This window comes from Photobacterium lucens (assembly GCF_009873615.1).
Taxonomy (GTDB): domain Bacteria; phylum Pseudomonadota; class Gammaproteobacteria; order Enterobacterales; family Vibrionaceae; genus Photobacterium; species Photobacterium lucens.
Map to the genome: position 1 here is coordinate 1 of NZ_SSMG01000304.1, position 12,511 is coordinate 12,511.

Consider the following 12,511-nt stretch of genomic DNA (forward strand, 5'->3'; position numbering starts at 1 on the left):
ATCTAACGCAAACGTTTGCTATTTGTTTGGATGATAATGGATATAGTGATGAATGTGTAGTTTTTTTAGTAGGAAAGAGTGTTTTACATTTTGAACAATAATTTGTGTGTTCCTTTTTATGAAAGAAACACACAGATCAAAAGTAGAGTTAGGTTGGGGTAGTTGCAGCAAGGGTAACTTCGCGCCATTCTCCTGGTGCTAAATCATCAACCGTCCATTGCGCCATTTTATAACGAATTAGACGTAGTGTTGGAAAACCAATATGCGCAGTCATACGACGAACTTGGCGATTACGGCCTTCTTTTAAAGTAATTGCAAGCCAAGTTGTTGGAATGTTTTTGCGTTCACGAATAGGTGGATTACGATCCCAAACTTGTGGTGATTCAATAACTTCTACGCCTGCTGGCAGTGTCATGCCATCTTTTAATTCTACGCCATCACGCAGTGCTTGTAAGTCAGCTTCTGTTGGTGCGCCTTCCACTTGTACCCAATACACTTTTGCTTGTTTCGATTTAGGTTGAGTTAGCCTAGCTTGTAAGACGCCATCATTGGTTAAAACCAGTAAACCTTCACTATCTTTATCTAAGCGTCCAGCAGGATAGACATCTTTTACAGGGATGAAATCGGCAAGGGTGCTATCACCCGGTTCGCCCGAAAATTGCGTGAGAGTGTTAAAAGGTTTGTTAAATAAAATGATCTTTTGTGGACCGCGAGCTCGCTTCGGTTTATTTAATTTTCTTGATGCCCTGCGCTCATTATTGGCACGTTTTGGTTGACGAATCGTGGTGTTTGGCTTCATAAATACTGGCCGTAATGGAGATTTGTAATATAGACCGTCCTATTATACTTGAAAATAACACGATTGGCGTGTTGATAAAATTTCAAGTATGATTTGCTCGCATCTTACAAAAAGATAACAAATGGACGCTAGGAGATTAAAATGGATAGTAAAGTAGTTGTACCAGCTGCAGGTCAGAAAATTACCCTAGATTCTGATGGCAAATTGGTCGTCCCTAACAACCCAATCATTCCTTACATTGAAGGTGATGGTATTGGTGTTGATGTTAGCCCTGCAATGATTAAAGTTGTCGATGCGGCTGTTAACAAAGCATATGCTGGTGATCGTAAGATTGAATGGATGGAAATCTACACTGGCGAAAAATCGACGCAAGTATACGGTGAAGATGCGTGGCTTCCACAAGAAACCCTAGATTTTATCCGTGAATACAAAGTTGCAATTAAAGGTCCTCTAACTACCCCTGTTGGTGGTGGTATCCGTTCACTAAACGTAGCACTTCGTCAAGAGCTTGATCTCTACGTATGTGCACGTCCAGTACGTTACTTTGATGGCGTACCAAGCCCACTTAAGCAACCTGAACTGACTGACATGGTTATTTACCGTGAAAACTCAGAAGATATCTATGCTGGTGTTGAGTTCCAAGCGGGTACAGCGGAAGCTGATAAAGTGATTAAGTTCCTACAAGATGAAATGGGTGCAACAAAAATCCGTTTCCCACAACAGTGTGGTGTAGGTATCAAGCCAGTATCTGAAGAAGGTACTAAGCGTCTAGTTCGTGCTGCGCTTCAATACACAATTGATAATGATCGTGACTCACTAACATTAGTGCACAAAGGTAACATCATGAAGTTTACCGAAGGTGCATTTAAAGATTGGGGTTACGAAGTTGCGCTACAAGAGTTCGGTGCTGAACTGCTTGATGGCGGCCCATGGATGACATTGAAGAATCCAAACACGGGTAAAGAGATCGTAATTAAAGATTGTATCGCTGATGCATTCCTACAACAGATCCTACTTCGTCCAGCAGAGTACGATGTAATTGCAACCATGAACCTTAACGGTGACTACGTATCTGATGCACTAGCTGCACAGGTTGGTGGTATCGGTATCGCACCGGGCGCAAATATCGGTGATGGTATTGCACTGTTTGAAGCGACACACGGTACGGCACCTAAGTATGCTGGCCAAGATAAAGTGAACCCAGGTTCTCTTATCCTTTCTGCTGAAATGATGCTTCGCCACCTAGGTTGGACTGAAGCTGCTGATCTAATTATCAGCTCAATGGAAGCTGCAATTCGCAATAAGACAGTTACTTATGATTTTGAGCGTCTAATGGATGGCGCAACATTACGTAAGTGTTCTGAGTTTGCTGATGACATGATTGAACAAATGTAATCTATTGATTATGTGAATACCAAAGCCCAGCAATGCTGGGCTTTTTTGTATTTAAAAATCACAAACTGTATGTTTGTTAGGCATTTGGTTGAGTGGTTCGTGCTTAAGATCTCAAAGGTGCTACATCACAGTAAGTAAGCTGTTTTCAATGCTAATCATTTGGCATATGATGAAAACATGTTAAGTGATATGTTAATAAAGTGTTTTAAATAAAGGCTGTTTCATTACTTTTTTGATTATTCACTATTTATTCAAAATAAGCGCTCTTTGTAAGTTTGTTTGCTGTAATTGAATACGTTGGGTAATGCTGTTTAGGTATGGTTTGGCGTGGTAATTGAAGATAAGAGCGTAGACAAGTTAGTGCTTTGTTATTATGGTCTAGTTAGCGATGCCATATTGAGGGAAAGTAGGGATTCGTTTGCAAGATAAATGAAAGGCGAGCTGAACTCACCTTTAGTACGCACAAAATGGGAGATACAAGGTTACTTTGCTTCATCGCCATCAGCGAGGACTATTTCACTAGCATGGTAACCTTTAGGACCGGCTTGAACTTCGTAGTTAACTTGTTGACCAGCCTTAAGTGTTCTGTATCCTTCCATCTGGATTGTAGAGTAATGGGCGAAGATATCACCTTCACCATCCTCAGGGCAGATGAAACCAAATCCTTTGGCGTTATTGAACCATTTCACTGTACCTGTTGCCATGCTTTTACATCCCTCTTGCATTCAAGTTCCATTTGGCATTAGCTGTATACCAATACATTTGATTATTTGCATACTAATGCGCTTTGATGCAGATTATATCTACTACAGGTAACACTTTAGTAAAAAGAGCAAGTCAGTCAAGTGTTCTTTGTAACATTTTGATAAAATCTTTTTTGTTGGCGTAGCTATAGCCAGCTTGTGAACTAATGAACTAAGATGAAATTATGAGTAAGTTATACGAATGGATTAGCCCTGACTCCGATATTTTAGAAGAGGAAGAGATTCAGGTTAAGCCACCATCGATGTACAAAGTGATCTTAAATAATGATGATTACACGCCGATGGATTTTGTGATAGAAGTGTTACAAACGTTCTTCTCCATGGATCTGGAGAAAGCTGCTCAGTTGATGCTCGCTGTTCATTATGAAGGTAAGGCGGTATGCGGAACCTTTACAGCAGAAGTAGCAGAAACAAAAGTAGCTCAAGTCATGATGTACGCACGCGAGCATGAACATCCGCTGCTGTGTACAATGGAAAAAGCATAATCTTTTTCCGGCACGCCATATCGAGTGGTTTTTAGGGGAGGTGCCTTATGCTAAATAAAGAACTTGAAGCGAGTCTAAACGGTGCATTTGCCCGTGCGCGTGAAAAGCGTCATGAGTTTATGACAGTTGAACATTTACTGTTAGCTCTGTTAGAGAATGTTGCGGCCCAAGAGGCTCTATTAGCGTGTCGCGCTGATTTAGACCAATTGCGTCGTGAATTAGATTCATTCATCGAACAAACAACGCCATTAATTCCCGCTGATGATGAAAGCCGTGAAACACAACCTACGCTAAGTTTCCAGCGTGTTTTACAGCGTGCAGTATTCCATGTTCAATCATCAGGCCGTAGTGAAGTTACTGGTGCCAACGTACTTGTCGCGATTTTTAGCGAGCAAGAGTCCCATGCTGCATATCTATTGAAGAAAAGTGATATTAGCCGCCTTGATGTGGTTAATTTTATCTCTCACGGTACTGTTAAAGACAGCGATAATGATGATGTAAATTCTTCAGATATGGGGAATGGCGAAGATCAACGTGCAGAGGCTAGCTCTGAAGATAAACTAGAGAACTTTGCAACGAATCTTAACCAACTAGCGAAATCAGGTGGTATTGATCCGTTAATTGGTCGCGATAAAGAGCTTGAACGCACCGTTCAGGTATTATGTCGCCGCCGTAAGAATAACCCATTATTAGTTGGTGAAGCTGGTGTGGGTAAAACAGCGATTGCTGAAGGTTTAGCTTGGCGTATCGTTGAAGGTCAAGTACCAGATATTATTCAAGATTGTGTGATTTACTCATTGGATATTGGTTCGCTATTAGCCGGCACTAAATATCGCGGTGATTTCGAAAAACGTTTCAAAGGTATTTTGAAGCAGTTAGAGAAAGAAGATCATGCAGTACTGTTCATTGATGAAATTCACACCATTATTGGTGCAGGTGCAGCTTCCGGTGGTCAAGTTGATGCAGCTAACTTAATTAAACCTCTACTAAGTAGCGGTAAATTACGTTGTATGGGCTCGACGACTTATCAAGAGTACAGCAATATCTTTGAGAAAGAGCGTGCCTTATCACGTCGTTTCCAAAAAATTGATGTGATTGAGCCATCACTCGATGACACTACTAAGATCTTGATGGGTTTGAAGCCGAAATATGAAGCTCACCATGAAGTACGTTTTACCAATAAAGCGATTCGTGCAGCTGTAGAGCTTTCAGCAAAATACATTAATGAGCGTCATTTACCTGATAAAGCGATTGACGTTATTGATGAAGCGGGCGCACGTTGTCGTTTAGCCCCAGCTAACCGTCGTAAGAAAACTGTGAACGTCAGTGATATTGAAGCCATGATTGCGAAGATGGCACGAATTCCTGAGAAATCGATTTCATCGAGCGATCGTGATGTATTACAGAGCCTTGATGACAAGCTTAAAATGCTGGTATTCGGTCAAAATGATGCCATTGATGTACTGACTGAAACCATCAAATTAAGCCGTGCAGGTCTTGGTGCTGAAAATAAACCTGTAGGTTCATTCTTGTTTGCTGGCCCGACAGGGGTAGGTAAAACAGAAGTGACTGTGCAACTTGCTCGTACATTAGGTATTGAGCTATTACGCTTTGACATGTCTGAGTACATGGAGCGTCACACAGTAAGCCGTTTGATTGGTGCACCACCAGGTTATGTGGGATACGATCAAGGTGGTCTGTTAACAGACGCTGTGATCAAGCATCCGCACTCAGTGGTACTGCTTGATGAGATTGAAAAAGCGCATCCAGATGTATTTAACCTGCTACTACAGGTAATGGATAACGGTACGCTAACGGATAACAACGGTCGTAAAGCGGATTTCCGTAACGTGATTTTCGTAATGACAACGAACGCTGGTGTAACTGAAACTGTGCGTAAGTCAATTGGTCTTATCCAACAAGATCATAGCCATGATGCGATGACTGAAATTAAGCGTGTCTTTACACCTGAGTTTAGAAACCGTCTTGATAACATTATTTGGTTCAACCATCTTGAGAAAGATGTAATTGGTCAGGTGGTCGATAAGTTCATTGTAGAACTGCAAGCTCAACTTGATGCACGTGGTGTTTCAATGGAAGTTTCAGATCGTGCTCGTGATTGGATGGCAGATAAAGGTTACGATAAATCAATGGGTGCACGACCAATGGCACGTGTCATTCAGGATAACTTGAAGAAACCTTTAGCGAATGAATTACTATTTGGTTGTTTGGTTAACGGTGGCTCGGTTCGTGTTGACTTTGTTAATGGCGAACTTGATTTCCAATTCAGCAGTGAAATGGAACCAGCCCATTAATTAAACTGAATAGATAAAACAATAACGCCGAAGTGCTAATAACACTTCGGCGTTTTTTATCTAACGAATTGCTTTTCAATAGATAAAATAAAACCCAGCATGTGGCTGGGTTTCATTGCATCGTTAATCTTGAATGAAAATTAACGTGCGCGGAAGACGATGCGACCTTTAGTTAGATCGTAAGGAGTCAGTTCCACAGTTACTTTGTCACCAGTAAGGATACGGATGTAGTTTTTACGCATCTTACCAGAGATGTGAGCAGTAACTACGTGACCGTTTTCCAGCTCAACACGGAACATTGTATTAGGTAGTGTATCTAGTACAGTACCTGCCATTTCAATTACGTCTTCTTTTGCCATTGAATCCTCTTAGGCTACCAGCCATTCATCTTGATCGGGCTGGATAATGCCTCGAAACTGTTTAAGTGTAAAGTTTAGGACGTAATTTTACCCTTGCCAGTTGTCTTTGTCAGCTTTTGTTCGCGATTAATACGCATTTTCTAGTTAAATTAACATCAAGCTGTCTTGTTTGTTTTTTCATTGCTTTAGATTTAAGCAAACTATTGCCAAATACCGCCTATAAGCTTTTGGTGAGGAGCAAAACGCGTTTTATAGTTCATCGCTTTACAAGCATCTATTTGATATCCCGGATAGAGCCACTGTCGGTTTGATTGTCGGCAAAATTCAATTTGGAATAACACACATAAAGTACCTAGTGATAATGGATGTTCAGGTTCAAAAAAACTATAAACAGCACTCAGTGCATCAGCAAATACGTCAGTCACTGCAACAGCTATAAGTTTTTCATTTTCATAAACATGCAAGAAAGCCGTAGCCATCCAAGGGGTGGTGACAAAATCAAAAAACTGTTCTTTATTGGCTGGATACATCGAGCCTGTCGAGTGACGAATACGGATATACTTTTCGTATAATTCAAACCAATTATCATCAAGCTCTGTCTTAAATTCCCAGCGTAATTTACGCATTTGTGCTAATTGTCTTTTCTGGCTACGTGAAGGAACGAATGCCGGACAATCAATACGTAATGGGGTACATGCTGAGCATGCATTACACATAGGTTTGTAAATAGCGCGACCACTCCGACGATAGCCTGACGTAATTAGTACTTTATAGCCTTCTGGCGATAGCCATTGAGGATCTATCACAACACCTAATTGCTCTTTTTCATCAGGTAAGTAACTGCATTCAGATTCAGGTGTTAAGCCAACTTGTAAAGATAACTGATTCATTACTATGCCTGTGCTACTGGTATTGGTTGAGATTGATAGGTATGGCTTGCTAGTGCAATGTCTCGTTGTTGATATAAATGCTGAAGAAAAGCATTTCGTTCAAGAGTTTCAGCTCCTAATGATTCAAGGTGTGGGTTCATCATCTGACAATCAATTAATGTGCCACCTTGCTGTGTGAAGTAACGACAAAACTGCCATAACGCAATTTTAGAGGCGTTATCAGCGAGTGAAAACATTGATTCACCACAGAAGATTGTTCCCACTTCAACACCATAAAAACCACCGACAAGCTCGTTATCAGCCCAAACTTCGACAGAATGGCAAAAACCTAAGTCATGCAATGTCAGATAGGCTGTGATCATCTCTTCAGTTATCCACGTTTGCTCAGGACCTCGGCAACTTGCACAGTGACGGATAACATCGTGGCAGGCCTGGTTGATTGTGATTTTATAGCCTGATTTTTTGAAAAATTTACGTAGGCTTTTACTTGGTTTAAAAGTGCTTGGGTGAAAAACGCCGCGTGGTGTTGGGCTCCACCATAACAGAGGTTCACCTTCTGAAAACCAAGGGAAGATCCCTTCACGGTAGGCATTATGCAGTCGCAGAGGGCTGAGATCACCACCCATTGCGAGCAGCCCGTTTGGCTCTGCAAGTGCGTTGCTAGGGTGAGGGAATTGATAAGAGTCAGTATCAATTTCTGGTAAATAGATAGTCATACAGCACTGATAATATTAGTAAATCTTTAGAGATTATAAGCTAGCGTAAGCAATATAGAGAATAAGATAAATAAAAAGGCGATACTGAGGTATCGCCTTTGAAGAGTGATTACTATTAGATGCGGTTATACAACTCAGCGTAACGCCCTTGTTGTGCTAGCAATGCTTGATGCTTACCACGCTCGATGATCTCACCTTCATCCATTAAGCAGATTTGATCCATTTTATCGAGACCCACTAAACGGTGAGTGATAAACAAGACTGTTTTATCTTTAGCGTGTTCTAACAGTAGCGATAGGATTTGCTGCTCGGTACGGCGATCAAGTCCTTCGGTTGGTTCATCCATGAGTAGGATAGGTGCATTATGCAGTAGAGCACGAGCAATACCTAAACGACGACGTTCACCTCCGGAGATCTGACGACCACCGTCACCTAACCAGGTATCTAAGCCTTTATCTTCAAGCAATGCAGATAAGCCAACTTGAATTAACGCTTCGGTAAATTCAGCATCGGTACCATTAGGTTTTGCTAATACGAGGTTTTCACGTAATGAGCCGTTGAAGATATCAACACGCTGGCTAACTACGGTAATCGCTTTACGCAGTGAAGCTTCACTCCACTCTGGTAGCGGCTTACCATCTAGCAGAATGTGTCCTTGTTGAGGATCCCAGCTACGAGTAATTAGTTGTAATAGTGTCGATTTACCACAACCAGTACGACCTAATAGTGCGAGTTTCTCGCCTTGTTTCAAATCGATAGAGACGTTTTTAACAACAGCTTGAGTACTACCATAGTAGGTATAACTGACATTTTCGATCTTCAGATCACCTTGTGCATCACCATGATAACCGTTTGGATCAAAGACCGTATCAGGTGTCGCTTCAATGATTTCATTTAGGCGTTTGGCTGATGTTAAGGTTTGACCTAAATATTGGAAAGCACCTGCCACAGGCATCATCATCTCAAAACTCGCCATTGTGGCAAACGCAACCATAGCAACAAACGGATCTGGCGCATGACCACCAATACCATCAGCGGCAATCCATAGAATCACCACCAACGTCCAGCCTGTTGCAGCCATTAGAATGCCGTTAGCGAGACCAGTTAAACTCGCCATTTTACGTTGCGCAGCAAGCAGTTGATCTTGCTCTGCTTCTGCTTGTTGGCGGTAACGTGATTCAGCATTAAACAGTAATAACTCTGCGTGTCCTTGCAGCCAATCAAGCAGTTTTACACGGTAGTTCGCTTTAGCAAAGGTGAGTTGTTCACCATTACGTTTACCTAAACGGTAAAAAATAATAGGCAAAACAATCATTAACACTAATAGAATACCACCTAAGGTAAAACCAATAGTGGGATCAAACCAAGCGAGAAACGCGGTGATTGCTGCAATACCTAATACGCCAATAACTAATGGGCTAACCAGTCGTAGATAGATGTGATCCATTGCGTCAACATCTGCGACTAAGCGGTTAAGCAAATCCGCATCACGTAGGTTAGTTTGACGTCCCGGAATAAGTGGTGTTAGTTTTCTAAAGAAGAATAAACGCAGATCAGCAAGTAACTTAAAAGTGGCGTTATGGCTAACAACACGCTCACCCCAACGACCCGCAGTACGTGCCATAGAGAAACCACGCACACCAGCACCTGGCAGCATGTAGTTAAATGTTTCTCGGGCGATAGTTAAACCAGCAACGGCAGAAGCAGCAATAAACCAACCGGATAGGGTTAATAGGCTGATAGCAGCAAGGATTGTCGCTAAGCCTAAAATCATACCCAGTGTTAAGCCAAACCAGTGTTTACGGTAAAGCTTTAGGTAAGGGATTAAATCACGCATCGAGATCCCTCTTATCTGTGTGGCTTAGCATATCGGCTAAAAGACCATGTTGACTTATTTCGGCAAACGCACCATTTTGTATCAGCTTGCCATTTTCCATCACAAGAACGCGATCCATGGCATGAAGCTGATCTAAACGGTGGCTAACCATTAATGTGGTGTGTTGTTGAACAGCACGACTAAGGCTTTCAAGCACTAAACGTTCACTGTTTGCATCAAGGCTGGCTGTTGGCTCGTCTAAAATCCAAAATGCGCCTTGCTGTAACATGGCGCGAGCAACCGCAATTCGCTGCGCTTGACCTACGGATAAACCACCAGAACGATCACCAACATGATGTTGATAGCCTTTTTCTAAGCGATTAATGAATTCATCAGCGTATGCTTCTTTGGCAACTTGAGTGACTTGCGTTTGCTCTGCGAGTGGATTGCCTAATGTGATGTTGTCGTAAATCGTACCGTGTACAAGTAACGGGTTTTGGCCTACCCAGCTGATCGCTTGACGCCATTCACTGTGATTAAGCTCTTTTAATTCCACACCGTTAACTTTGATGCTGCCTCGATAGGGGAGGAAACCCAGTAATGCGTTTAACAAACTGGTTTTACCTGCACCACTTGGGCCAACTAACGCCACATGCTCATTGGCATTGATATCGAACGTTAGAGGGCCTGCCAATTTTTGACCTTCAGGGCTGAGGACTTCTAAATCGGTAACCGATACTTGAATTTTCTCAGGGTTTGCTAATGCTTTTGAACCATCCGTCATTTCGTCTGCTTCAATATTTAGAAACTCAACGATGGATTCTGCCGCACCAATAGCTTGTGCCTTAGCGTGGTAAAACGTACCGAGATCTCGCAGTGGTTGGTAAAACTCAGGGGCAAGAACCAGAATAAACAAACCAGTAAATAAGCTAATTGGAATGCCATAGTTACCGAAGTTTAGTTCGCCAATAAACGCAAAACCGAAGTAAACAGCCACGATTGCAACGGAAATAGCAGAGAAAAACTCTAAAACTGCAGAAGATAAGAAAGCTAAACGTAAGACTTCCATCGTACGTTTACGCAATACGTGGGAAGCAGCATGCAGGTTCTCTGCTTCAGCTTCTGCACGGTCAAATAAGCGCAGTGTACTTAAGCCTTGTAAACGATCATAAAAATGACCGGATAAACGCTGTAATGCCTTGAAGTTACGGCGGTTTGCGTCTGCTGCACCTAACCCAACTAATGCCATAAATAGTGGTACAAGCGGAGCGGTGAGAAGAAAGATAAGGCCAGCTGCCCAGTTGAGTGGGAATACAGCAAATAAGATAACAACAGGGATCAGTACTGATAGGGACATTTGAGGCAGATAGCGAGCAAAGAAGTCTTGCATCTCTTCCACTTGCTCAAGCACTAAGCTTGCCCATGTACCCGCTGGTTTTCCTTTAATATACGCCGGACCTAAACTTTGGAGACGATTTAAGATCAGTTGACGGATATGTAAGCGTATTTGTTCACCACAACGATAGCCGAAAATTTCTCTTCCCCAGCTACAGAGCGCACGTAAACCAATGATGATAAATAAGCCTACAAATTGGTTAATCAGAGAATATTTATCAGCGTGTTCGATGATAAGTTGATGCAGAATGCTAGCAAGTAAAGCTGCTTGACCAACCAGTAGTAAACCAGACACAAAGCCTAATCCGACACTGAGCATTAGCCAACGTTTAGCTAACTTGCTTTGAGATTTAAGCCACTTGGTTAAATCACGCTGTAATTGTTTATCCATATATGGGTTTCATTACGGGGGTTAACGGTGGGTCGCTCATCGTTAAATGGTGAGCATCACTTAACGATGAGATAAACAAACCGCAACACTAAGGTCGCGGTTTTGAGGTATTACTTATTTTTTTGCATCTAGGTAACGTTCAGCATCTAGCGCAGCCATACAACCTGTACCTGCTGATGTGATTGCTTGACGGTAGTTATGATCCATCACATCACCAGCAGCGAAGATACCTTCAATGCTTGTTTGTGTGGCATTACCGTTTAAGCCTGATTGTACTTTGATGTAGCCATTTTCCATGTCTAATTGACCGTCGAAAATCGCAGTGTTTGGCTGGTGGCCGATTGCAATAAATACGCCCATTACTTCTAACTCTTCTGTTGAACCAGAGTTAGTGTCTTTTAAGCGAAGAGCTGTCACGCCCATATCATCACCCAGCACTTCATCAAGAGTGCGATCAGTGTGAAGGATGATATTACCGTTTGCCACTTTATCCATTAGGCGATCAATAAGGATCTTCTCTGAACGGAATGTGTCACGACGGTGGATCAGGTGAACTTCAGAGGCAATGTTAGACAGGTAAAGTGCTTCTTCAACAGCGGTATTACCACCACCGACAACAGCCACTTTTTGATTGCGGTAGAAGAAACCGTCACACGTTGCACAAGCAGATACACCACGACCTTTGAATGCTTCTTCAGACTCTAAACCGATATATTTTGCTGATGCGCCTGTTGAGATAATTAATGCATCACATGTGTAAGTGCTGTTTTCGCCTTTTAGCAGGAAAGGGCGTTGGCTAAAGTCGGTTTCAACAATGTAATCAGTGATAATTTCAGTGTTAAATTTTTCTGCGTGAGCTTTCATGCGATCCATTAGTGCAGGACCGGTTAGATCATCGGCATCACCTGGCCAGTTTTCAACTTCTGTTGTTGTGGTTAATTGACCACCTTGCTGCATGCCTGTGATCATCACAGGATTTAAGTTTGCACGTGCAGCATAAACCGCAGCAGTATAACCTGCTGGACCAGAACCAAGGATGAGTAGATTACAATGTTTTACGTTACTCATTTCTTCTCCAGGCTGAATGAGATTATTGTTATAGAAGATTGATTGTAGGTAAATTGCAGACGTAAAGGAAGAGTCGAATTAAGAATAGCTTGTTGTCAATTCGTCTTGAGATATAACA

At 42.1% G+C, this 12,511-nt stretch carries 11 protein-coding genes; 3 read left to right on the top strand and 8 right to left on the bottom strand.

Annotated features, from left to right (window positions below):
• Positions 1–148 precede the first annotated feature (148 nt).
• Complete coding sequence (gene rluE / locus E5A76_RS13035; protein ID WP_161119199.1) at positions 149–799, bottom strand: 23S rRNA pseudouridine(2457) synthase RluE; 651 nt, start codon at positions 797–799, stop codon at positions 149–151.
• 141 nt (positions 800–940) lie between these two features.
• Between rluE and icd the strand changes: the two genes are divergently transcribed.
• A complete protein-coding gene (icd, locus tag E5A76_RS13040) occupies positions 941–2,194 on the top strand; it encodes an NADP-dependent isocitrate dehydrogenase (protein ID WP_053986920.1) in 1,254 nt (417 codons plus the stop codon).
• A gap of 482 nt (positions 2,195–2,676) precedes the next feature.
• Here icd and cspD read toward each other — a convergent pair whose 3' ends face one another.
• Complete coding sequence (gene cspD, locus E5A76_RS13045) at positions 2,677–2,898, bottom strand: cold shock domain-containing protein CspD (protein WP_008987524.1); 222 nt, start codon at positions 2,896–2,898, stop codon at positions 2,677–2,679.
• A gap of 224 nt (positions 2,899–3,122) precedes the next feature.
• Between cspD and clpS the strand changes: the two genes are divergently transcribed.
• Entirely contained in the window at positions 3,123–3,443 is a 321-nt protein-coding gene (gene clpS, locus E5A76_RS13050) for an ATP-dependent Clp protease adapter ClpS (RefSeq protein ID WP_053986919.1), read from the top strand.
• Positions 3,444–3,490: 47 nt separating this feature from the next.
• Complete coding sequence (gene clpA / locus E5A76_RS13055) at positions 3,491–5,758, top strand: ATP-dependent Clp protease ATP-binding subunit ClpA (protein ID WP_107165363.1); 2,268 nt, start codon at positions 3,491–3,493, stop codon at positions 5,756–5,758.
• Positions 5,759–5,898: 140 nt separating this feature from the next.
• Here the strand turns inward: clpA and infA are convergent, their stop codons facing one another.
• The 6 genes from infA to trxB all read right to left on the bottom strand — a co-directional run bounded on the left by infA (position 5,899) and on the right by trxB (position 12,393).
• The gene (gene infA, locus E5A76_RS13060) at positions 5,899–6,117 is read right to left on the bottom strand and encodes a translation initiation factor IF-1 (RefSeq protein ID WP_005368778.1); all 219 of its coding nucleotides are present in this window, start codon (positions 6,115–6,117) and stop codon (positions 5,899–5,901) included.
• 200 nt (positions 6,118–6,317) lie between these two features.
• Positions 6,318–7,007: an arginyltransferase gene (locus E5A76_RS13065; RefSeq protein WP_161119200.1), complete on the bottom strand. Its 690-nt coding sequence runs from the start codon at positions 7,005–7,007 to the stop codon at positions 6,318–6,320.
• A 2-nt stretch (positions 7,008–7,009) separates the two neighbouring features.
• Positions 7,010–7,723, bottom strand: coding sequence for a leucyl/phenylalanyl-tRNA--protein transferase (aat, locus tag E5A76_RS13070; RefSeq protein ID WP_161119201.1), 714 nt, complete (start codon positions 7,721–7,723; stop codon positions 7,010–7,012).
• 115 nt (positions 7,724–7,838) lie between these two features.
• Positions 7,839–9,560 (bottom strand): heme ABC transporter ATP-binding protein/permease CydC, encoded by a 1,722-nt coding sequence (cydC, locus tag E5A76_RS13075; protein ID WP_161119202.1) that lies wholly within the window; start codon positions 9,558–9,560, stop codon positions 7,839–7,841.
• Positions 9,553–11,325 carry a heme ABC transporter permease/ATP-binding protein CydD gene (cydD, locus tag E5A76_RS13080; RefSeq protein ID WP_161119203.1) on the bottom strand — a complete coding sequence of 591 codons (1,773 nt, stop codon included), beginning with the start codon at positions 11,323–11,325 and terminating at the stop codon, positions 9,553–9,555. Before cydD ends, cydC begins: the two co-directional genes overlap by 8 nt.
• Positions 11,326–11,439: 114 nt before the next feature.
• Positions 11,440–12,393: a thioredoxin-disulfide reductase gene (gene trxB, locus E5A76_RS13085; RefSeq protein WP_161119204.1), complete on the bottom strand. Its 954-nt coding sequence runs from the start codon at positions 12,391–12,393 to the stop codon at positions 11,440–11,442.
• Positions 12,394–12,511 lie beyond the last annotated feature (118 nt).

What these genes read in the sequence shown, in the direction of transcription:
- E5A76_RS13065 (WP_161119200.1), bottom strand. Translation starts at nt 7,007, where the DNA reads ATGAATCAGTTATCTTTACAAGTTGGCTTAACACCTGAATCTGAATGC.
- cspD (WP_008987524.1), bottom strand. Translation starts at nt 2,898, where the DNA reads ATGGCAACAGGTACAGTGAAATGGTTCAATAACGCCAAAGGATTTGGT.
- rluE (WP_161119199.1), bottom strand. Translation starts at nt 799, where the DNA reads ATGAAGCCAAACACCACGATTCGTCAACCAAAACGTGCCAATAATGAG.
- infA (WP_005368778.1), bottom strand. Translation starts at nt 6,117, where the DNA reads ATGGCAAAAGAAGACGTAATTGAAATGGCAGGTACTGTACTAGATACA.
- cydD (WP_161119203.1), bottom strand. Translation starts at nt 11,325, where the DNA reads ATGGATAAACAATTACAGCGTGATTTAACCAAGTGGCTTAAATCTCAA.
- icd (WP_053986920.1), top strand. Translation starts at nt 941, where the DNA reads ATGGATAGTAAAGTAGTTGTACCAGCTGCAGGTCAGAAAATTACCCTA.
- clpS (WP_053986919.1), top strand. Translation starts at nt 3,123, where the DNA reads ATGAGTAAGTTATACGAATGGATTAGCCCTGACTCCGATATTTTAGAA.
- clpA (WP_107165363.1), top strand. Translation starts at nt 3,491, where the DNA reads ATGCTAAATAAAGAACTTGAAGCGAGTCTAAACGGTGCATTTGCCCGT.
- aat (WP_161119201.1), bottom strand. Translation starts at nt 7,723, where the DNA reads ATGACTATCTATTTACCAGAAATTGATACTGACTCTTATCAATTCCCT.
- cydC (WP_161119202.1), bottom strand. Translation starts at nt 9,560, where the DNA reads ATGCGTGATTTAATCCCTTACCTAAAGCTTTACCGTAAACACTGGTTT.
- trxB (WP_161119204.1), bottom strand. Translation starts at nt 12,393, where the DNA reads ATGAGTAACGTAAAACATTGTAATCTACTCATCCTTGGTTCTGGTCCA.